Origin of the sequence: Micromonospora sp. NPDC051196, from assembly GCF_040682415.1 — a bacterium.
Lineage (GTDB): Bacteria > Actinomycetota > Actinomycetes > Mycobacteriales > Micromonosporaceae > Micromonospora.
The window spans coordinates 1,148,087-1,168,263 of record NZ_JBFBAY010000001.1 but is presented as its reverse complement, the minus strand read 5'-3'; the positions used below and the strand labels follow the sequence as shown (position 1 = coordinate 1,168,263).

Here is a 20,177-nt window from a genome sequence, read left to right as displayed (position 1 = left end):
AAGCGGTGACCCACCGTCCGGGCTTGCTCGCCGCGCCCGTTTCCGCCCGTCTGGCGGCCTTGTAGGGTACGTGCCATGCCAGAGATCCTCGACCAGGCCCGCACCCAGGTGCTGGAGGACGGCGTCGGCCTCGACCAGGCCGGCGTCCTCGCCGTGCTGAACCTGCCCGACGAGCACCTGACCGCCACGCTGCAACTCGCCCACGAGGTGCGGATGCGCTGGTGCGGCCCGGAGGTGGAGGTCGAGGGCATCGTCTCGCTGAAGACCGGCGGCTGCCCGGAGGACTGCCACTTCTGCTCCCAGTCCGGCCTGTTCACCTCCCCGGTACGGTCGGTCTGGCTGGACATTCCGTCGCTGGTCAAGGCGGCCAAGCAGACCGCCGCCACCGGGGCGACCGAGTTCTGCATCGTGGCCGCCGTGCGCGGCCCGGACGCCCGGCTGATGAAGCAGATGCGCGAGGGCGTGGCAGCGATCAAGGCCGAGGTCGACATCCAGGTCGCCGCCTCGCTGGGCATGCTCACGAAGGAGCAGGTCGACGAACTGGTCGAGATGGGTGTGCACCGCTACAACCACAACCTGGAGACCTGCCGCTCCTACTTCCCGAACGTGGTCACCACGCACTCGTGGGAGGAGCGCTGGGAAACCCTGCGGATGGTCCGCGAATCCGGCATGGAAGTCTGCTGCGGCGGCATCCTCGGCCTCGGTGAGACGGTGGAGCAGCGGGCCGAGTTCGCCGCCCAACTCGCCGAACTGGACCCGCACGAGGTGCCGTTGAACTTCCTCAACCCCCGCCCCGGCACGCCGCTGGGCGACCGTCCGGTGGTCGAGGGCAAGGACGCGCTGCGGGCCATCGCCGCGTTCCGGCTGGCCATGCCGCGCACCATCCTGCGGTACGCGGGCGGCCGGGAGATCACCCTGGGTGACCTGGGTACCCGTGACGGTCTGCTCGGCGGCATCAACGCGGTGATCGTCGGCAACTACCTGACCACCCTCGGTCGGCCCGCCACCGACGACCTGAAGCTGCTCGACGACCTGAAGATGCCGGTCAAGGCGCTGTCGGCGACGCTGTGACGCCGATGGGCGAAATGGTCGAAGCGTGGTGTGACCGGTGCGGGCAGGCCGCCGCGACCGGGCCGCACGACGGCTGCGCGGCGGCCCGCGCGCTGGAGCCACCCCGCTACTGTGCGCGCTGTCGGCGTCGGATGAAGGTGCAGGTGCTGCCGGTCGGCTGGTCGGCGGTCTGCGTCGAGCACGGCGAATTGCGAGGCTGAGCATGCTGCTGCGGGGACGTTCGGTGGTGCTGCGACCGGTGACGGCTGCGGACGTGCCCGCCCTCGCGGCGATCCGCGCCGAGCCGGAGGTGCGCCGTTGGTGGCGCGGCGACGACGACCTGGCCGCCGCCGTCGCCGCCGATCTCGCCGACGAGGACCTGACGGTGTACGCCGTCGAGCACAACGGCCGGGTGGTCGGGGCCATCCAGTGGTACGCCGAGGAGGATCCCGACTACCGGCACGCCAGCCTGGACATCTTCCTGGACCCGTCGGTACGCGGTGCCGGGCTCGGCGGCGACGCCATCCGCACCCTGGTCCGGCACCTGGTCGACGCCCACGGCCATCACCGGTTCACCATCGACCCGGCCGCGGCGAACACCCCCGCGATCCGGGCGTACGCCAAGGTCGGTTTCCGCCCGGTCGGGGTGCTGCGCCGCTACGAGCGCGGCGCCGACGGCCGCTGGCACGACGGCCTGCTGATGGACCTGCTCGCCGACGAACTGGCCGACTGACGTCGTCTGGGCGGCGGTCGAGCAGCCCGGCGACGTACGCCCGGAACGACTCTTCCGCGTCCACACCCACCTCCCGACCACCAACACGCCCGTACCGGGCCTCAGGGGTGGGGGCGGATCACGGTAACCGGACAAGGCAGGCTGCGCCCAGCCTCAAGATCGCACTCGATGTCGGATCGAGTGGTTACCGTGACGATCGGAGGCCACTCGATCTCAGATCGAGCGTGATCTTGCCCCTTTGGTTCCCGACACAAGTGAGCAGGGCTGCGTGCGTCGGATCGTCAGCAGCTACGACAAGACCGCCGATGCCGGTATGGAGCGGCTGCCCGTCGATGCCGGTGACCACACAGCCGGCCGTCTGGCACACCGCGATGCCGGCCGCGAAGTGAACGCTGTCGCGCAGCCGGCCGTCGGTGACGTAGGCGGCTCGGCGGCCAGCGACGACCCGGACGAGGGCGGGGCGGCTCGCCGGTCGGCGAGCCGCCCCCTCACGCTGCGTACGTCAGGCGATGGTGCAGGTGTTGCCGTTGAGGGTGAAGCTGGTCGGCCTCGGGTTGCTGCCGGTATGGGTGCCGTTGAAGCCGATGCTGGTCGAGGCACCGGGCGCGATGGTGCCGTTGTAGGACATGTTGGTGGCGGTCACCGACGTGCCGGTCTGTTGGAAGTTGGCCGACCAGCTCTGGCCGACCCGCTGGCCGCTGTGCGGGAAGGTGAACGCCAACGTCCAGCCGTTGATCGTGGTGGTGCCGGTGTTGGCGATGGTGATGCTCGCGGTGAAGCCGGTGCCCCAGTCGTTGGTGCCGTAGGTGATCCGGCAGGGCGAGGTGGGCAGCGGCGCCGACGTCGTCACGGTCACCCGGTCCGAGGGTGGCGAGGCGTTGCCGGCCGCGTCGATCGCGACCACGTAGAAGTAGTACGACACGTCAGGTTGTAGACCGGTCACCTGGTACGTGGTGCCGGTGACCGTGGCGACCAGGACGTCACCGAGGGCCGGTCCCCGGTAGATCCGGTAGCCGGTCACCCCCACGTTGTCGGTCGACGGCGTCCAGGTCAGGGTCGCCCCGGTCGAGGTGATCGCCGAAGCCGTCAACGAGCCGGGCGCGGTGGGTGGCTGGTTGTCCCCGTCGTCGACGGCCGGCACGGTCACGGTCAGCATCGGCGAGTGGGACGAGGTGTTGCCGGCCTTGTCCCGAGCCTGCACGGTGATCTCGTAGGTGCGTCCCGGCGACACGCTGAGCACCAGCGAGTTCGTGCTGGAGGGGTACCAGCTGTAGGTGTCGCTGCCGACCACGTGGGTGTTGACGATGTAGACGTCGACACCGCTGCCGCTGTCCGTCGACGGCGCCCAGGTCAGATTCACCGAACGGGAGGCGACCGAGGTTGCCACCGGCGTACCGGGAACGGTCGGCGGTGTGGTGTCCGTACTGGTGGCGGGCTCCTCGCCCCACACCCGCTGGCCGCCAACGTACAGCGGCACCTTGCGGTTGGGCCCGGCGGTGGCCTGGTACGACGGGTCGTCGCTCGGGTCCCACGCGACACCCTCGGGGACGCCGATCTTGAACTGCACCTCCATCCGGTGCTGCGACTGACCGGCCGGCGCGATGGTGTGCCCGGTGCAGTCGACCTCGACGTAATAGAGATCGCCGCCCACGTTGCGGGCGGAGGTGGGCGCCGGGCAGCCCTGGGTGTAGCCGGGGGTGACCACCACCGGCGACAGGCCCAGGCCGCTGACCCGGAAGTAGTAGCGGAACTTGGCGTCGGTCAGCGCCCGCGCCGGGAAAGCCGACTTGTTGTAGACGATGGCCTTGATCCCGGTGGCCCGCGGCTCGTTCTGCATGACCGTGGTCTCCACGGTCAACTCGTCGATGTCCGGCTGCTCGGCGACCGGGAAGTTGGCCAGCGGGGTGCCGCCGTACTCCTGGGTCAGCCGGGCCAGCGCGGAGGTGAAACCGGCGTTGTAGTCGGTGGCCACCTCGTTCATCACGTAGTCCGACCGGTTGTCGGTGTACGCGTCGTTCGGCGAGGACGGCCCGCCGACCAGGGCGCCGTAGAGGGTGTGCCGGGTCTCGGTGGGTACGGTCATGCTGTCCCACCAGGAGCCGTGCGCGGTGCGGTGGTGCGGGTTGCGCGGTGAGTTGGCGCCGAACCCGATCTGGTAGCTGGAGTTGCGCGGGTTGTCGCCAAGCGCGTAGTTGATCTGCCGGACGGCGAAGTCCTTGTAGCGCGCCTTGCGGGTCGCGTCGGTGGTCTTGTCGCTGTAGACCAGCGCGGCGAACGCCGTGTTGGCCGCGTAGCGCAACGCCCCCCAGGAGTCGAGCACCGCCATCCCGCCGGGCGAGTACCGGACCCGCTCGCCGTTGACGCCGACGGTCCAGAAGTCCAACCACCGGTTGGCGTCGTCGATGTACTTCTGCTTGCCGGTCAGGTTGGCCAGCAGCACGTACGCCCCGAACTGCTTGTTGTCCCAGGCCACCGTCCACTTGTAGGAGCGGGTGGTGGTCTGCGGCTCGGTGCCGAGGCGGTCGTACTCGCTCTCCGCCTTGGTCAGGTACGCGGCGTCGCCGGTGGCCCGGTACAGCCAGATCGCACCCCAGACCAGTTCGTCCTGGTAGCCGCTCCACGAGCGGTAGAAGCTGGTCGCATCGGTGATGCACTCGTGGTAGCTCTTGCGCACCGTGTCGGCGAAGGTGTAGAGCTGCCGCGCGTGGGTGAGCAGCTTGTCGGCGTACGCGGCGTCGGTGGGCCGGAACACCATCGACGACGCGGCCATCGCCGCCGCCGTCTCCGCCGCCAGGTCCGCGCCGCCACAGCTCGCATCGATCTTGTACGCGGGCCGCGCCATCGGCATCACCTCGGCCGGGCCCCACCACTTGTGGTCGTCGTCGCCCTTGCCCACCTGCCCGTAGAGCACGTTCGGCGCCGGATGCGCCTTGACGAAGTAGTCGTTGACGAACCGCAGGTTGTTCAGCAGGTGGGTGAGCTGACCGGAGGCGGCGTACCCGGCCCGGTACTCGACCGCACCCCAGGCGAGCATGGTGGCGCTGAACGCCATCGGGAAGCCGAACTTGACGTGGTCACCGGCGTCGTACCAGCCGCCGGTAAGGTCCAGCCCGACGTCGGCGCCGTCGCGCAGGGCCGAGTCGCCACGCCACGAGACCCGGTTCCAGTCCGGTAGCTCTCCGGACTGCTGCGCCTCGTAGAACAGCAGGGATTTCTGCAGCGCCTCGGCGTAGTTGAAGGCGGGCGCGGCGGCGCTGGTCGAGGCGTCGCCGGAGGTCGGGGCGGCGACAGCGGCCCCCGGTACGCCGAGCACGAGCGCGAGCCCGGTGGCGAGGGCCGTACCGGCCGTTCGGAGGCGACGGGACCAAGGCTCGCGGCCGGACTCGTCGCCGCGAGCGCGACGCGGCCGTCTGATGTGATGCATGCGGCTGCTCCTGTCGGTGCGGGGCGGGCAGCGCCGACGCGTGCCGCGTCGGAGGTGGACGGCTGCCGGCGGGGTGGCAAGGTGGCTCCAGCAGGACCGGGAGCGCTCCCATGGATAGTTAGCAATGTAATCTGGCACCGACCGGTTTGGGAAGGCCATCGCAAAGCGATGCGCAGCGTCGCAGGAGCCTCGCGCGTTACGTCGACACGCCGCCGCGCACCCCCGATTCGTCTCCGCCGTCCCGACAGCAGATCCTCCCGTCTGCCCAGGTCGGACCGTTCACCCGAGATCAACACGAGCGGTCAGCAGGCAAGCTTGTGCCATCCCCCGACCAGGTCGGGAAGCTCGCTGCATACCAACCACCAGGAAAACGGCCGCCGGTGTCCCTCCGGCGGCCGTTTTCTTGACGTACCAAGGTCGCGTACCAAGGGCGAAGGGCAGGGCCTCCGCACCGGAAGTCCTGCCCTTCTCACCGTCCTCCGCACCGGAGGTCGGTCGTCTGATCCCCGGTCAGCCCGTGCTCTCCACCGGAGTCGGCACCTCGGTGGCCAGGGGCACGGTCAGGGTCAACAGCCCTCCGTCCCGCTCGACCGTGGTCGGTCGGCGCAGCCGGCGCAGCGTACGCAGCATCGGCGTGTTGTCGGCCTGGACGTGCAGCACCATGGCCGCGTACCCGCTCGACTCGGCCTGCCGGGTCAACCGCCGCAGCAGCGTCGAACCCAGCCCTCGCCGCTGCCAGTCGTCGCGCACCAGCAACGCGAACTCCGCCTCGTCGCCCTCGGCGAGCAGGTTCGCCATCGCCACGACCGACTCCGCCGCCGGGTCCGAGCCGGTGGTGACCGCGACGAGGGTCAGCCCACGGGTCGGCTCCAGCAGCCGCCGCAGCCGCGCCGGTGCCGGTGACGTCGCCCCGCCCAGGTAGCGCCGCTGGCGGGTGCGGGCCGAACAGGCCTCGTGCAACTCGACCACCGCAGGCAGGTCCTCGGCGACCGCCGGGCGTACGGTCAGTTCGGCCCCGTCGGGCAGGACCACGGTGATCTGCTCAGCGCAGCGGCCAGCCGCGGTGGCTCCCAACTCCAACAGCGCCTGCGCCCGCGCGTACTCCGCCGGAGTGAAGCTCGGCGCGGCCCGGCGCAGGCGATACGACCCCCCGTTGGGGTCGGCCAGCAACATCGTCGCCCCGTCGATCCCGGACCGGGCCCCCTCGGGCGCGGGTCGCCAGGTCACCTCGTCCGCACCGAGCAGGGCCCGAAGCACCTCCCCGGTCGCGTCCGGGTCACGAACCAGCCGGGTCGCCAGGCCGAGCACCCGGGTCGGCTGGTCGACCAGGCCACGCGCCTCACTACGCGCCACCCAGCAGTCCCGCCCCCGGCCCCGCTCCACGGCGGCGATGAGGTCCGCCTCGTCGAGGGTGTCCGGTGCGTCGACGAGGAAATCGTCGACGGCACCGCGTTCGGTGGTGTGCACCTGCACGGTGAGGATGTTGACTCCGCGCAACGCGAGGCTCGCCGTGAGCACCGACATGTAGCCCGGCCGGTCGTCCACGGTGGCTCGGATCCGCCACAGGGTCATCGTCGCCTCCCTTCCCGCACCAGCCTCACGCCCGGCTGTTGCGGGCCGATTGCCCCGCCGTGTCGAGCCGCGACCAGCCCTGCGGTCTACGTCACAGCTGGGCCACCGGCCGTCACTGCTTGGCGGTGACCGGCGGGGCGTCGACCAGGTCCAGCCGATCACCGAGGATCACCGCGCTGGCCCGGACCAGCTGCGCCAACCGGTCCACCTCGGTGGAGTGGAACATGGCCGGGGTCAGCGCCTCGCTGTGCTCCCGGCACACGACCATGACCAGCCCCGCCCGGCCGAAGGGCGCGATCGCGTAGTGCCCACCGTCGCGCATGGTCATCGACCGGGCCCGCAGCGGGGTCACCTCCGGCAGTCGCGGCGGCACCGGGGTGCGCCAGCTGGCGTGTCCGACCGTGGCCCCGCCGCCGTCGGTCCGGCTGGCCCAGTCGACGGGAACGACCGCCGCGACCGCCCAGTCGGCGGCGAGCAGTCCGGGTACCGCGTCGACCAGGGTGGCCAGCCCGTCGACCGGGTTGGCGGCGACCTGCGCCAGCAGTTCGGCGTCCTGGCCGGTGGTGGTGGGCGCGCCGATCGCCCGCCACACCCCGTCCACCCGTACGCCGGGGATCGCCGCCAGACCGGCCAGCAGCCGTTCCACCCGGGCGGCGCCGGGCCACACCACGGTGAAGTCGTCGACCGCCCGCCCGCCGAGACGCTCCAGCACGACCACCTGGACGATGTCCGCTCCCGACACTCCCAGGGTGCGGGCCACCTGGCCGAGCGTGCCCGGACGGTCCGGCAGGGTGACCCGTACGCGCAGCAACATCTCAAACCCCTCCGCTCGGCGGGCCGGCACACCCGCCGGCAGGCTGCTCCAGCCTGACAGCTGGCCATTTCGCCCCTGTTGCGGCGGCATGTCCCGAGGGTCAAACGTGACCTTGACAAGCCGTCCGAGCTGCCCTGGACTGTCGGCATGACCGATCCGGCCGCTCACCAACCCACGCCGGAACGGCACCGGGACGTCGACGACTCCCCCGCCGGCCTGGATCTCGGCCGGCTCAGCCGCTACCTGGCCGAACATCGGCCCGAACTGGCCACCGCGCCGCTGCGGGCTCAGCTGATCACCGGTGGCCGGTCCAACCTGACCTACCTGCTCCGGGCCGGCGGACAGGAGTTGGTGCTGCGCCGTCCGCCGCTCGGGCACGTACTGGCCACCGCGCACGACATGGCCCGGGAGTTCCGGGTGATCTCGGCACTCGCCCCGACCGACGTACCGGTGCCGCAGGCGGTGCTGCTGTGTTCGGACCCGGACGTGCTCGGGGCGCCCTTCTACCTCATGCAGCGGGTGCCCGGCGAGGTGTTGCGCAGCCGGCGGCAGACGGACCGGCTCACCGCCGACCAGCGACACGGGCTGGCCATGGCGATGATGGACACCCTCGCGGCGCTGCACACGGTCGAGCCCGAGACGGTCGGTCTGGCCGACTTCGGCCGCCCCGAGGGCTACCTCGCCCGGCAGGTACGTCGCTGGGCCGGGCAGTTGGACCGTTCCCGCAGCCGAGCACTGCCCGGCATCGACGAACTGCGCGACCACCTCGCCGCCACCGCACCCGAGGGCCGGTACGCCGGCCGCATCGTGCACGGCGACTACCGGCTGGACAACCTGCTCGCGACCGTCGATCCGATCACCGTGTCGGCGGTGCTGGACTGGGAGATGGCCACTATCGGCGACCCCCTGGCGGACCTCGGGCTGCTGTTGACGTACTGGGAGGTGCTCGGCGGCAGCGACGTCGCCGACGGCAACCCGGTCGCCGACGGCCTCGGCCCACGGGCCGGCTTCCCGACCGGCGCGGAGCTGATCGACCGGTACGCCGAGGGCAGCGGCATCGACGTCGGCCCGCTGCACTGGCACGTCGCGCTCGGTTGCTTCAAACTCGCCGTGATCTGCGAGGGCATCCACTACCGGCACACCCTCGGGCAGACCCTCGGCGATGGCTTCGACACCATCGGCGACATGGTGGCGCCGCTGGTCACCCACGGGCTGAACGCGGCAAGGGAGAGATGATGGACTTCGGGTACGACGCGCGCACCGACCAGCTGCGCGCGGAGCTGACGGACTTCCTGGACCAGCACGTCTACCCGGCCGAGGCGGTGCACGCCGCGCAGGTGGCCGCCGCCGGTGACCCGTGGGCCCGTCCGCCGGTGCTGACCGAGCTTAAGGCCGAGGCCCGTCGGCGCGGCCTGTGGAACCTCTTCCTGCCCGACCCGCGCTACGGTGCCGGGCTGACCAACCTCCAGTACGCCCCGCTGGCCGAGCTGACCGGCCGCAGCCCACATCTCGCTCCGGAGGCGCTCAACTGCGCGGCACCGGACACCGGCAACATGGAGTTGCTGGCCGAGTTCGGTTCCCCCGCCCAGCGCGAACGCTGGCTGACGCCGCTGCTGGCCGGGCAGATCCGGTCCGCCTTCTGCATGACCGAGCCGGAGGTGGCCTCCTCCGACGCCACGAACATCGCCACCTCGATCCGCCGCGACGGCGACCACTACGTGATCGACGGCCGCAAGTGGTGGTCGTCGGGGGCGATGGACCCGGCCTGCCAGCTGTTCATCGTGATGGGCAAGACCGATCCCAGCGCCGACCGGCACCGGCGGCAGAGCATGATCCTGGTGCCCCGGGACACCCCGGGCGTCACGGTCCGCCGGGGCATGACGGTGTACGGCTACCGCGACGGCCCGCACGGCGGGCACGCCGAGATCGACTTCACCGGCGTACGGGTGCCGGTGGAGAACCTGATCGGCGCCGAGGGTGCCGGCTTCGCCATCGCGCAGGCCCGACTCGGCCCGGGCCGGATCCACCACTGCATGCGGCTGGTCGGGATGGCCGAACGGGCACTGGAACTGCTCTGCCGACGGGCCACCGAGCGGATCGCGTTCGGCCGACCGCTCGCCGAGCAGGGCGTGGTACGCGAATGGATCGCCGAGTCCCGGGTCCGCATCGAACAGGCCCGACTGCTGGTGCTCAAGACCGCCTGGCTGATGGACACGGTCGGCAACAAGGGCGCGCACACCGAGATCCAGGCAATCAAGATCGCCACCCCGGCCATGGCCGAGTGGGTGATCGACAAGGCCATCCAGGCACACGGTGCCGCCGGGGTCAGCCAGGACACCCCGCTGGCCGCGCTCTGGGCCCAGGCCCGCACGCTCCGCCTCGCCGACGGCCCCGACGAGGTGCACCGGGCCAGCCTCGCCCGACGCGAGCTACGCCGCTGGACGTCAGGCTGAGAGCGATCGAGCCAGGTGGGCGCACCGTATCGCCGAAACGGCGGGGTGCACGGCGGTGGGAAACCGCCATTACGGCGTAACGGAGTTGATCACTGGTCGACGCTGCCGGAGGGCCGGGCGCCGCTCAGGTGGAGGCGCGCTCCACCAGTTGGGTTTCCAACACGACGTGCGGGGCGGGGATCTCGTCACCACGGATCCGGGCGACCAGCAGCCGGGCCATCTGCCGCCCCATCTCCTCCACCGGCTGGAAGACCGAGGTCAACGGGGGAACGGCCTGCCGGGCGATGGGCGCGTCGTCGAAGCCGATCACAGCCACGTCCTGCGGTACCCGGCGGCCGGCGTCGCGCAGGGTGCGCATCGCGCCGAACGCCATCAGGTCGGCCGCGACGAACACCGCGTCCAGGTCGGGGCAGCGGTCCAACAGTTGCCGCATGGCGGTCGCGCCGCTCTCCTCGCTGAAGTCGCCGTACGCGATCAGGTCGGGGTTGATGCCGAATCCCGCGGCGCGCACCGCGTCCCGGTAGCCGGACAGGCGGGCCAGGCCGGCGCCCATGTCCTGGGGGCCGGCGATGGTGGCGATGCGCCGCCGGCCACGACCGGCGAGATACTCCACGGCCTGTCGCGCCCCGCCGACGTTGTCCACGTCCACGAACGAGGCGGGCTGGGCCTCGGGGTGCAGCATCCGGGCGGGCCGACCGCCGAGCACCGTCGGTAGGCCGCGCTCCTCCAGCAGAGTCGGCAGCGGGTCGTCGTCGTGCAGCGACAGCAGGAGTACGCCATCGACGTGCTGATTGGTCAGGTGGTGCTCGACCCGCTCCCGCTCAAGGGGGGACTGCGCCATGGCCAGCCAGAGTTGCAGCGGCGTCTCCAGCAGTGCCGAACTGATCCCCCGCACGATGCCGGCGAAGAACGGCTCGGCGAAGATCCGCTCACCGGACTCGCTGACCACCAGGGCCACCGAGTCGGTCCGCTGGGTGACCAGCGCCCGGGCGGCCCGGTTCGGCACGTACCCCAGTTCGGCGATGGCCTGTTGCACGGCGGCACGGGCCTCCGGGCTCACCTGGGGAGAGCCGTTGACCACGCGGGACACCGTCCCACGGCCAACCCCCGCACGGGCCGCGACCGCGTCCAGGGTCGGGCGCCCGAGCGATCGGGTGCGCTGCGTTGTCATCGTCTGCTCCTCCGACGTCAGGCGGCACCGGCACCTGGTTGAGCGTCGGTGCCGGGCCGCCTGTTACTGGCTGGCCGTCGCCTTATTGTGCGGCCAGACCGTTGCGTCGGATCACCTCTGCGTACCACCTGGCGCTGGACTTGGGGATGCGAGTCTGGCTGTCGTAGTCGACGTAGATCATGCCGAACCGCTTGGTGTAGCCCCAGGCCCACTCAAAATTATCCAACAGTGACCATGCGAAGTATCCCTGCAGGGGGACACCGGCGCTGATCGCCTCGTGCGCGGCGCGCAGGTGGGCGTCGAAGTACGCCAGTCGCTCGACATCGTCGACCTGACCGTCGATCACCGCGTCGACGAACGCGGAACCGTTCTCGGTCACGTAGAGCGGCAGATCGGTGTATTCCTCGTACACCCGGCGCAGCGTCTCCACCAGGCCCGGTGCGTCGATCTCCCAGTCCATGTCGGTAACCGGCACGCCCCGGGTGACGAACCGGACGTCCTCGCTGCCCGGCCAGTTGGTCGGCGCCCGCCAGTAACGCTCGGGCTCCTCGCCGGGCAGCGGCGCGGCCACCACGTGCCGGCTGTAGTAGTTCACCCCGACCAGGTCCATCGGAGCGGAGATGATGGCCAGGTCCCCGTCGCGGACGTGCCCGAAGTCGGTCACCTTCGCCAGGTCGGCGACCAGGTCGTCGGGGTACTGGCCACGCAGCATCGGGTCGAGGAAGAACCGGTTGGCCAACCCGTCGATGCGTCGCGCGGCGTCGACGTCGCCGGGCGCGTCGCTGGCCGGGGTGACCGGGTAGAGGTTCACGGTGACGCCGAGCTGCGCCTCGGGCAGCGTGGCGCGCAGCGCCTGCACGGCGAGCCCGTGCCCGAGCATCAGGTGGTGCCCGGCCTGGACCGCCGCCGCCCCGTCGGTACGGCCCGGGGCGTGCACCCCGGAGCCGTAGCCGAGGAAGGCCGAGCACCAGGGCTCGTTGAGCGTGGTCCAGTACTTCACCCGGTCGCCCAGTGCATTCGCCATCAACTGCGCGTACTCGGCGAACCGGGCGGCGGTGTCGCGGGCCGGCCAGCCCCCGGCGTCCTCCAACTCCTGGGGCAGGTCCCAGTGGTAGAGGGTGAGCCAGGGCTCGATCCCGTTGGCCAGCAGGTTGTCGACCAGCCGCTGGTAGAAGTCGAGCCCCTCGGCGTTGACCGGACCGGATCCGCCGGGCTGCACCCGGGGCCAGGAGACCGAGAACCGGTACGACTTGAGCCCCAGCTCGGCCATCAGCCGTACGTCGTCGCCGAGCCGGTGGTAGTGGTCGCAGGCGACGTCGCCGGTGTGCCCGGCGACCGTGCGCCCCTCGGTGTGGCTGAAGGTGTCCCAGATCGACGGGGTACGCCCACCCTCGGCCGCGGCTCCCTCGATCTGGTAGGCGGCGGTCGCCGCTCCCCAGAGGAAGCCGGGCGGGAAGGTCAGCGGCGCACGCTCGTCGAGGACGCCGACTGCGGGCGGGGTGGCGGGGTTGCTCACGACTTGACTGCACCTTCCATGATCCCGCCGATGATCTGGCGGCCGAACACGATGAAGACCAGGACCAGTGGCAGGGTGCCGACCGCCGTGGCGGCGAAGACCTGGGAGTAGTCCGTGTAGTAGGCGTACGAGAGGAAGGAGAGCGAGACCTGGAGGGTCGGGTTCTCCGGGCTGAGGATCGCGTACGGCCAGAGGAACGAGTTCCAGGTTTCCATGAAGGTCAACAGGCCGAGCACGGCCGCGGCCGGACGCAGCGCCGGCAGCACGATGTTCCAGTAGATCCGGAAGGTGCTCGCCCCGTCGACCCGGCCGGCCTCGATCAGCTCGTCCGAGATCGCCTGGCTGGCGTACTGCCGCATCATGAACACGCCGAAGGCGCTGACCAGGAACGGCACGGTGACCGCGAGCAGGCTGTCGTACCACCCGAACGACTGCATCATGCCCCAGAGCGGGATGATGCCCATCTGGGTCGGGATCATCATGGTGACGATGATCGACAGCAGCAGGATGTTGCGGCCCCGGAATCGCAGCTTCGCGAAGGCGAAGCCAGCCAGCGAGCCGGTGAGCACCACCGACACGGTGACCACCGAGGAGACGATGATCGAGTTGATCAGACCGGTGACGAAGTTGGCCGCGTCGTTGTCGAGCACCCGGCCGAAGTTGTCGCCGAAGGAGCCCGCCGGCGTGAACGGTGGCGGCACGTCGTTGATCGCGTCCAGGCTGCGGGTGCCGATCACGATCATGTAGTAGAACGGGTAGATCGAGAGCAGGGCCGCCATGACGAGCGCCAGGTAGGTCAGCGGGCTGGTACGCCACAGGCGGGAAGCCGATTTCACTGGTCTCTCCTCACTTCGCCGTACGGCGGACGAGTACGAAGTTGATCAGCGACACCAGCACGATGATCATGAAGATCGCCCAGGCGACCGCGGCTCCGTAGCCGGCGGTGTTCAGGTTGACGATGCCCATCTCGTACATGTACATGGCCAGGGTCTGGAACTGCCGCTGGTCACCACCGATGATGTTGCCGTTGGCGAAGAGCAGCGGCTCGGTGAACAGCTGCATGCCACCGATCGTGGAGAGGATCACCACGAAGATGAAGGTGGGCTTGAGCATCGGTAGGGTGATCTGCCAGAACTGTCGCCACTGACCGGCGCCGTCGATCGCGGCCGCCTCGTAGAGGTCCTTCGGGATGGCCTGCATGCCGGCGAGCAGGATCAGGGTGTTGTAGCCGGTCCACCGCCAGTTGACCATGGTGGCGAGCGCCGTCCAGGAGCTCCACTTCTCACCGTTCCAGTCGATGGCCTCGACACCGAAGAAGCTGAGCAGCCAGTTGAACAGACCGAAGTCGCGCTGGTAGAGCATGCCGAAGACGATGGCGACCGCGGCCACCGAGACCACGTTCGGAATGAAGATGGCCATCCGGAAGAAGGTCTTGGCCCGCAGCAGGGTGCGGTTGAGCAGGTTGGCCAGGAAGAGCGCCAGCAGCAACTGCGGGATGGTCGACAGCGCGAAGATGCCGAACGTGTTGACGAGCGCGTTCCAGAAGTACTCGTCGGAGACCAACCGGGTGTAGTTGTCCAACCCGATGAACGAGTTGTCGCCGATCATGTCCCAGTCGTGCAGGGACATCCAGGCGGTACGCATCATCGGGTACAACCCGAAGATGCCGAAGAGCAGGAAGAACGGTGCGATGTAGAGGTACGGGGAGTACTTGAGATCCAGGCGGTTGAGCAGATGACCACGCCGGCGCCGCTGCTCGGCGTTGGGGGGCGGTGGTGCTGACGACGGCGGGGCCGTCGTGGCCGACAGACTCATGGGGTTTCCTTTCCGGGCGACGCCCCGGGGCCCGCACGCGGTGCAACGCGCAGGGGGTGACCGACCGGTGGCGTTCGGGAAGTCCCCCCGAACGCCACCGGATGGGAATCACACTCAGAAGGCGCCCTGAGTCTCAGCGTCCTTGACGAACTGCGCCCAGGCCTGATCCTTGCTGGCCCGCCCGTTCTCGAAGGCCCGCATGGCCGGCTCGAACGCGTTCTCCTTGACCGCCTGGTGCTTCGGGCCCAGGTGGACCGGCTCGATCTTGGACACGCTCTCGCCGAAGATCTTGCCCGTCGGCGCGCCGCTGAAGTACTCGTTGGTGTAGTTGAGGAACTCCTCGTTCTTCAGCGCCTCGAGGTTGGTGGGCAGCGGGCCCGCAGCCTTGAAGGCCGCAACCTGGCCGCTGGCGTTGGTCAGGAACTCGGCGAGCTTGGCCGCCTCCTTCTGGTGCTGGCTCTGCTCCGGCACGGCCAGCCAGGAGCCGCCCCAGTTACCGCCGCCACCCGGCACGGCCGCCACGTCCCACTTGCCCTTGTTGCCCTCGCCGGAGTTCTCCTCGACGATGCCGAGCATCCAGGACGGGCAGAAGGTCGCCGCGAAGGTGCCCTGCTTGAAGCCGGCGTTCCACGCCGGCGACCAGGTCTCCGCCTTGGCGGAGATGTCCACCATCGAGGTCGCGGTGTCCCAGGCAGCCTTCACCGCAGGGCTGTCCTTGGCGATGACGTTGTTCTCCTTGTCGTAGAACAGGTCACTGCCCTGCTGGAACAGCACGCCGTTGGAGACGGCGGTGATCGAGTCGATGAAGCCCTTGCCGGTGGCCTGCTTGTACTTCTGGCCAGCCTGGTGGAAGCCGTTCCAGTCCGGCCAGAGGGCCGAGACCTGGTCCCGCTCGGTGGGCAGGCCGGCCGCCTCGAACAGGTCCTTGCGGTAGCAGACCGCGAGGCTGCCGACGTCGGTGGGCAGGCCGATCAGCCGCCCGTCCGCCGCCTTGCCCAGCTCCCACTTCCAGGGCAGGTACTCCTTGGAGTGGTCGTCGATCAGCGAGGTGAGGTCGACCCAGTTGCGCGAGTTGGCCTTGAACTCGTTGAGGATGCCCTCCTCCAGCGCGGTCACGTCGGCCGCGCCCTTGCCGGTGGCCAGGTAACGGACCAGCTTGGGCCGGTAGTCCCGCAGCTGGGCGGTCTTGCGCAGCTCGATCTTGATGCCGGTCTGCTGCTCGTACTGCTTGACGAGCTCGTCGTAACCCATCTCGCCGAAGGTGTCGACGACCAGCTTGGCGGGCTTGCCGCCCTCTGCTGGCGCGTCGTCGTCGTCGTTACCGCAGGCCGCGAGGCCACCGACGGCGGTTACCGCCGCCAAGGTGGCCGCCGCCAGGCGGGTACGCCGAGTGGTGAGGTTCATCCTGACCCCTCTTTCGATGGTGAGGCTGGTTTATGTGGTGGGGGGTGCCGCAGCGTCTGCCGGCCGCCCCGCTGGTCAGCCGGACGTCGGCGCCCTGGGCGCGCTGAGTTGTGATCCACGCCTCTTGGGAACGCTCCCATGAGATTGCCGGGAGGTATCAGGAGTGTCAATAGTCCGTTGGGAGCGTTCCCAGATCGTTACCGCAAGGCGGTTTGGAACCCCGCCGAAGGCATCCCCCGAAGCGGGGCGGACCAGTCCGGGAAACGGCGATGATCAGCAGAAGCGCCGCAACAGCGTGGTCACCCGGCCGGCGTCGAAGGGCGCCGGATCGAAGCCCTCGCCGACCCACTCACGCATCGCCGGATGCTCCGGATGCCCCGGATCGGCGAGCGCGGCGAGCAGCAGCAGATAGCCCTGCGGACCGCCGACGCCTTCCGGCGGTCCGGCCCGCTCACCGTCCAGACAGGTCGGATAACGCTCGTCGGCGTCGGCGGTGACCACGTCCTCCACCAGCAGGTCGTGCTCCCACCAGTCGCCGAAGTCGTACGTGTAGGACAACCGGCTGCCCTTGCCCGCCACCGCGTCCAGCCGCACGTCCAACTCGTCGTGCAGGCTCAGGTCGTCGTCCAGTGCCAGGTCGCCGTCAGGGTCCGGCTCGCCGTACTGCACGCCGTCGATCTCGAACGAGTGCAGATGGCAGTCACGCCAGCCCATCGCGTGCTGCACCACCCGATGCAGCCGATCCAACGTGTAGCCACCGGGCACGAGCACCCGGCGCCAGATCGTGGGACGGACCCCCGACAGGGAGATCCTCAGCTGGAAGATCTGACGCGGCATGCTGTCCCATCCTCCCTCGGCATAGGCTGCGAGCATGATCTGCCGAGCGTGCCGGACACGGCGGCACGACGACTGTCCGGGCCGGAACTGGTGCGACTGCCAGCACCGTACCCCTCGACCCACCCCTGTCGTCACCGGTCCGGCCAGCGAATGACCGCCGAAACCCCGATTTCCGCCCTCTGGCCGGATCCGTCACCCACGCCACTGGACGACGACGCGCTCGTTGCGCGTTACCGCCGGGCCGACGCGCCGCGGCTGCGGATGAACTTCGTGACCAGTGTCGACGGCGCGGTGAGCCTCGACGGCTACTCCGCCGGGTTGTCCGGCGAGCCCGACAAGCGGGTCTTCGGACTGCTGCGAATGCTCTGTGACGCGCTGCTGGTGGCCGCCGGCACGTTGCGCCACGAGGGTTACCGGGCGATCCGGCTCGACGAACGACGCCGCGCCTGGCGGCGTACGCACGGACTGGCCGAGTATCCGACGCTGGTGGTGGTCTCCGGCAGCCTCGACCTCGACCCGACCCAGGCGGCCTTCGCCGACGCACCGGTACGCCCGGTGGTGCTCACCTGCGACGACGCACCGGCCGCGCCCGAACTGGCCGCCGTGGCCGACCTGGTGCACTGCGGCGCCGGCCGGGTCGACCTGGCCGTCGGGCTCGCCGAACTGCGACGACGCGGCCTCGACCAGGTGCTCTGCGAGGGCGGCCCACAGTTGTTCGGCGCGCTCACCGCCGCCGACCTGGTCGACGAGATGTGCCTGTCGGTGGCTCCGCTGCTTGCCGGGGCCGGAGCCGGCCGGATCACCGCCGGTGCGGCGAGCCCGCAACGGCACCTGCCGCTGCGGCACGTGCTCCTCGCCGGTGACGGCACCCTGCTGCTGCGCCACGCCCGCCACTGACCGCTGCGCCGCGCGCCCCGCGGAAAATGGCCGAACGGCCAACACGGCCCAGGCCAGCTCAATACCGTGAACCGAGATCGGGAGCTGCCGGAAGGCTGAACGTTGACGCGCGAGGTGGTCGAACTACGGGTACACGGAGTCTCGGGAACCTCCGCCGAGACGCTGCTGGACCACCCGGTGGTGATCCAGGTCGCCGGCGACGACAACGCCGGTTTCTACCGGCCCCGGCCCGGATTCGGGATCAGCGACCGGCCGGGCGGGCTGAAGGTCGAGGCGTACCGCTGGGGCGCGCTGACCGCCGGGGCCACCGTGCGTACCCTCTCCCTGCTGTTTCTGCTGCCGTTCATGCTGGTCAACCTCGCCGTCTGGGCCCGGCCGGCCACCGGCGGGGCCGGCGGGTTGATCGGCCCGCTGTGCCGGCTGCTCGCCGCGACCCTGACCTCGGCGTTCGTGCTGTCCGTCGTCGGGGTCAGCATCGACCTGATCGGCTGGCAGTGCGCCCCCTACCAGCCCTGCCGGGCGGGCCGCGGCTACCTGTCCTGGCTGGGTGGCCTACCCCTCGGGCCGCGCCTGGCGATCCTCGCGCTGCTGCCGATCGCCGCGCTGCGGCTGCTCTGGTGGCTCGGTGAGCGATCCTCCCGGGTGTTCGAGGCGTTCCCGGCCGCGCCCGGGCAGGACACCCACGACGTCGGGGAAGACCGCATCGACCGCCCCGGCTTCTGGAACGACATGATCGTGGTGCGGCGGTTGCTGACCCTGCACGTCGCGGTCGGGCTCGGCACCCTCGACACGATCCTGCTCGGCGCGCAGATCCACCTGCATCCCACCCCGGTCGTGTACGTGCTCTTCGTCGCGACGTGGTGCCTGCTGGCAGTCACCGCCGTCCTGCTCTGCCGGCCCGCCCGCGTCGCTGGGGAGGCGCCGGGGCGGGGACCGGTCGACATGCGGGGCATCCGGCCACTGCGCAAGGTGACGACGGTGATCACCCTGCTGGCGCTCGCCTACACCGTGGTGCCGTTGGAGCCAGAGCCACCGCACGGGCAACTGCCTGGGTACGAGGGCGCGGTGGCCGCGTTGATCGCGGCCCAGGCCGGCCTGCTGATCGCGCTGACCGTCACCACTCTGCACCAGCAGCGCCGCAGTCATGAGCGCTCCTCGGCGTGGCTGGGTGGACTGGCCGCCCCGGTGCTCGCCACCGCGGCGGTCGCCGCCGCCTACGGATTCGCCGCCGCGCTGGTGTACCGGGTGGCGGACCTACTCGACCGCGGCGACATTCCGAACCCGGCACGGCCGGAACGACCCAATGCTCCCCCGCTGGAACCGCCGGTCTCCTACCGCTGGGCGGCACTGGCGGGGCTTGTGGCGGTCCTGGTCGTCGCCGTCGCGACGCTGTGGCGGATCGTGCTGACGAGGCGGCGACGGCGCCAGCTGGCCGAGCGGATCGTCGAACGGGACTTTCCCGACCCGCCGCCGCAGGCGCTGGCCCAGCGCAGCACCGTCCGGGAGGTCGTCGCCCGGGCCGCGTTCACCGAACAACTGGGGCCGATCTTCATCGTGTTCCTGGTGCTGTCACTGCTCGGCGTAGCGCTGGTCGCGCTGGACCTGATCGGCATCGGGCCGTCGGAACTGTCGCGGTACCTGGCCAGGACCGACGGTAAGGCGACCACCAACCTGGCGCTCGCCACCGACGTCGGGATCTACGTCATCGGACTGGTCGCGATCGGGATCGTCGTGCTCGGGCTGGTCTCCTACCGCTCGGAGGGCACCCGCCGCTCGGTCGCGGTGATCTGGGACCTGGGCACCTTCTGGCCGCGTACGGTGCACCCGTTCGCGCCACCCTGCTACGCCGAGCGGGCCGTTCCGGAACTCGCCAAGCGGGTCACCGCACTGGCCGACCGAGGCGGCGTGGTGCTCTCCGGGCACTCCCACGGCTCGGTGGTCGCCGCCGCCACCCTGCTCCAGTTGCCGCCGGAGGTGTTACCCAGGGTGGCGCTGCTGACCCACGGCAGCCCGTTGCACCGGCTCTACTCCCGGCTCTGCCCGGCCTTCCTCGGTGGCGACGTGCTGCACGAGGTCGGCGACCGGGTCGGCTGGCGATGGATCAACCTGTGGCGCGACACCGACCCGATCGGCGGTCCCATCTTCTCCGCACACTGGCCCGGACAACCGCCCCGGGTTCCACCGCCGGCCGGCACCGTCGACCGCCGGCTCCGGGATCCGGTCGAGATCACCGTGCCACCGGACGACACCGTGCCACCCCGGATCGACCAGCACTGGCCCTACCACACCGACCCGCACTACGAGGCGGCCGTGCGGGAGTTGGCCGGGCGGCTCGATCCCGACCTGTTCCGCCTGAGCCGGGACCGGTAGGACGCAGACCACTCGGCACGGGCGGTCGGGGTGCTGCCGCGACAGGCAGTGGGGGTGCGGTCGCGCTGCGCGGTCGTCACCGGAGTCACGGCGTGGCCTCCGCCGCGTCGCGTGGCGGCGT

At 70.4% G+C, this 20,177-nt stretch carries 16 protein-coding genes and 1 pseudogene; 7 read left to right on the top strand and 10 right to left on the bottom strand.

From position 1 onward, the window contains the following. The first annotated feature begins 75 nt into the window (after positions 1-75). From bioB to AB0M35_RS05360, 3 genes are read left to right on the top strand one after another with little or no spacing between them, the layout of a single operon-like run. Positions 76-1,071, top strand: coding sequence for a biotin synthase BioB (gene bioB / locus AB0M35_RS05370; RefSeq protein ID WP_363741654.1), 996 nt, complete (start codon positions 76-78; stop codon positions 1,069-1,071). Between the two features lie 5 nt (positions 1,072-1,076). Continuing rightward, on the top strand, positions 1,077-1,271 hold the full coding sequence (locus AB0M35_RS05365) for a hypothetical protein (RefSeq protein WP_363741651.1): 195 nt from the start codon (positions 1,077-1,079) through the stop codon (positions 1,269-1,271). Between the two features lie 5 nt (positions 1,272-1,276). Beyond that, on the top strand, positions 1,277-1,783 hold the full coding sequence (locus tag AB0M35_RS05360) for a GNAT family protein (RefSeq protein ID WP_363741974.1): 507 nt from the start codon (positions 1,277-1,279) through the stop codon (positions 1,781-1,783). A 184-nt stretch (positions 1,784-1,967) separates the two neighbouring features. Here AB0M35_RS05360 and AB0M35_RS05355 read toward each other — a convergent pair. From AB0M35_RS05355 to AB0M35_RS05340, 4 genes and pseudogenes are all read right to left on the bottom strand, one after another. Further along, a pseudogene (locus AB0M35_RS05355) lies at positions 1,968-2,222 on the bottom strand (hypothetical protein); the annotation flags it as partial. Between the two features lie 63 nt (positions 2,223-2,285). Beyond that, complete coding sequence (locus AB0M35_RS05350; RefSeq protein ID WP_363741648.1) at positions 2,286-5,207, bottom strand: glycoside hydrolase family 9 protein; 2,922 nt, start codon at positions 5,205-5,207, stop codon at positions 2,286-2,288. Positions 5,208-5,717: 510 nt separating this feature from the next. Then, positions 5,718-6,779, bottom strand: a complete 1,062-nt coding sequence (locus tag AB0M35_RS05345) for a GNAT family N-acetyltransferase (RefSeq protein ID WP_363741646.1) — start codon at positions 6,777-6,779, stop codon at positions 5,718-5,720. Positions 6,780-6,891: 112 nt separating this feature from the next. After that, on the bottom strand, positions 6,892-7,593 hold the full coding sequence (locus AB0M35_RS05340; RefSeq protein ID WP_363741643.1) for an amino acid-binding protein: 702 nt from the start codon (positions 7,591-7,593) through the stop codon (positions 6,892-6,894). Positions 7,594-7,740: 147 nt separating this feature from the next. Between AB0M35_RS05340 and AB0M35_RS05335 the strand changes: the two genes are divergently transcribed. Continuing rightward, a complete protein-coding gene (locus AB0M35_RS05335; protein ID WP_363741640.1) occupies positions 7,741-8,829 on the top strand; it encodes a phosphotransferase family protein in 1,089 nt (362 codons plus the stop codon). After that, the gene (locus AB0M35_RS05330) at positions 8,829-10,046 is read left to right on the top strand and encodes an acyl-CoA dehydrogenase family protein (protein ID WP_363741637.1); all 1,218 of its coding nucleotides are present in this window, start codon (positions 8,829-8,831) and stop codon (positions 10,044-10,046) included. The genes AB0M35_RS05335 and AB0M35_RS05330 overlap by 1 nt, the downstream gene beginning before the upstream one ends. Before the next feature lie 124 nt (positions 10,047-10,170). Here AB0M35_RS05330 and AB0M35_RS05325 read toward each other — a convergent pair whose 3' ends face one another. From AB0M35_RS05325 to AB0M35_RS05300, 6 genes are all read right to left on the bottom strand, one after another. Continuing rightward, positions 10,171-11,217 carry a LacI family DNA-binding transcriptional regulator gene (locus AB0M35_RS05325; protein ID WP_363741634.1) on the bottom strand — a complete coding sequence of 349 codons (1,047 nt, stop codon included), beginning with the start codon at positions 11,215-11,217 and terminating at the stop codon, positions 10,171-10,173. A gap of 82 nt (positions 11,218-11,299) precedes the next feature. Beyond that, on the bottom strand, positions 11,300-12,733 hold the full coding sequence (locus AB0M35_RS05320) for a GH1 family beta-glucosidase (RefSeq protein ID WP_363741631.1): 1,434 nt from the start codon (positions 12,731-12,733) through the stop codon (positions 11,300-11,302). Then, positions 12,730-13,512, bottom strand: a complete 783-nt coding sequence (locus tag AB0M35_RS05315; protein ID WP_363741971.1) for a carbohydrate ABC transporter permease — start codon at positions 13,510-13,512, stop codon at positions 12,730-12,732. The genes AB0M35_RS05320 and AB0M35_RS05315 overlap by 4 nt, the downstream gene beginning before the upstream one ends. A gap of 67 nt (positions 13,513-13,579) precedes the next feature. After that, complete coding sequence (locus AB0M35_RS05310; protein WP_363741629.1) at positions 13,580-14,548, bottom strand: sugar ABC transporter permease; 969 nt, start codon at positions 14,546-14,548, stop codon at positions 13,580-13,582. Between the two features lie 114 nt (positions 14,549-14,662). Beyond that, the gene (locus AB0M35_RS05305) at positions 14,663-15,952 is read right to left on the bottom strand and encodes an extracellular solute-binding protein (RefSeq protein WP_363741627.1); all 1,290 of its coding nucleotides are present in this window, start codon (positions 15,950-15,952) and stop codon (positions 14,663-14,665) included. A 273-nt stretch (positions 15,953-16,225) separates the two neighbouring features. Beyond that, positions 16,226-16,789 carry a plasmid pRiA4b ORF-3 family protein gene (locus AB0M35_RS05300; protein ID WP_363741624.1) on the bottom strand — a complete coding sequence of 188 codons (564 nt, stop codon included), beginning with the start codon at positions 16,787-16,789 and terminating at the stop codon, positions 16,226-16,228. A gap of 150 nt (positions 16,790-16,939) precedes the next feature. On the opposite strand from AB0M35_RS05300, the gene AB0M35_RS05295 reads away from it, so the two are divergent. Next, positions 16,940-17,686: a pyrimidine reductase family protein gene (locus AB0M35_RS05295; protein WP_363741621.1), complete on the top strand. Its 747-nt coding sequence runs from the start codon at positions 16,940-16,942 to the stop codon at positions 17,684-17,686. 102 nt (positions 17,687-17,788) lie between these two features. Continuing rightward, the gene (locus AB0M35_RS05290) at positions 17,789-20,056 is read left to right on the top strand and encodes a hypothetical protein (protein WP_363741618.1); all 2,268 of its coding nucleotides are present in this window, start codon (positions 17,789-17,791) and stop codon (positions 20,054-20,056) included. The last annotated feature ends 121 nt before the right edge of the window (positions 20,057-20,177 follow it).

Bases quoted from the DNA above. Each gene is read 5' to 3' on its own strand.
- AB0M35_RS05345 (WP_363741646.1), bottom strand. From the start codon at position 6,779: ATGACCCTGTGGCGGATCCGAGCCACCGTGGACGACCGGCCGGGCTAC.
- AB0M35_RS05300 (WP_363741624.1), bottom strand. From the start codon at position 16,789: ATGCCGCGTCAGATCTTCCAGCTGAGGATCTCCCTGTCGGGGGTCCGT.
- AB0M35_RS05340 (WP_363741643.1), bottom strand. From the start codon at position 7,593: ATGTTGCTGCGCGTACGGGTCACCCTGCCGGACCGTCCGGGCACGCTC.
- AB0M35_RS05295 (WP_363741621.1), top strand. From the start codon at position 16,940: ATGACCGCCGAAACCCCGATTTCCGCCCTCTGGCCGGATCCGTCACCC.
- AB0M35_RS05305 (WP_363741627.1), bottom strand. From the start codon at position 15,952: ATGAACCTCACCACTCGGCGTACCCGCCTGGCGGCGGCCACCTTGGCG.
- AB0M35_RS05315 (WP_363741971.1), bottom strand. From the start codon at position 13,512: ATGGCGGCCCTGCTCTCGATCTACCCGTTCTACTACATGATCGTGATC.
- AB0M35_RS05310 (WP_363741629.1), bottom strand. From the start codon at position 14,548: ATGAGTCTGTCGGCCACGACGGCCCCGCCGTCGTCAGCACCACCGCCC.
- AB0M35_RS05325 (WP_363741634.1), bottom strand. From the start codon at position 11,217: ATGACAACGCAGCGCACCCGATCGCTCGGGCGCCCGACCCTGGACGCG.
- bioB (WP_363741654.1), top strand. From the start codon at position 76: ATGCCAGAGATCCTCGACCAGGCCCGCACCCAGGTGCTGGAGGACGGC.
- AB0M35_RS05365 (WP_363741651.1), top strand. From the start codon at position 1,077: ATGGGCGAAATGGTCGAAGCGTGGTGTGACCGGTGCGGGCAGGCCGCC.
- AB0M35_RS05350 (WP_363741648.1), bottom strand. From the start codon at position 5,207: ATGCATCACATCAGACGGCCGCGTCGCGCTCGCGGCGACGAGTCCGGC.
- AB0M35_RS05335 (WP_363741640.1), top strand. From the start codon at position 7,741: ATGACCGATCCGGCCGCTCACCAACCCACGCCGGAACGGCACCGGGAC.
- AB0M35_RS05330 (WP_363741637.1), top strand. From the start codon at position 8,829: ATGGACTTCGGGTACGACGCGCGCACCGACCAGCTGCGCGCGGAGCTG.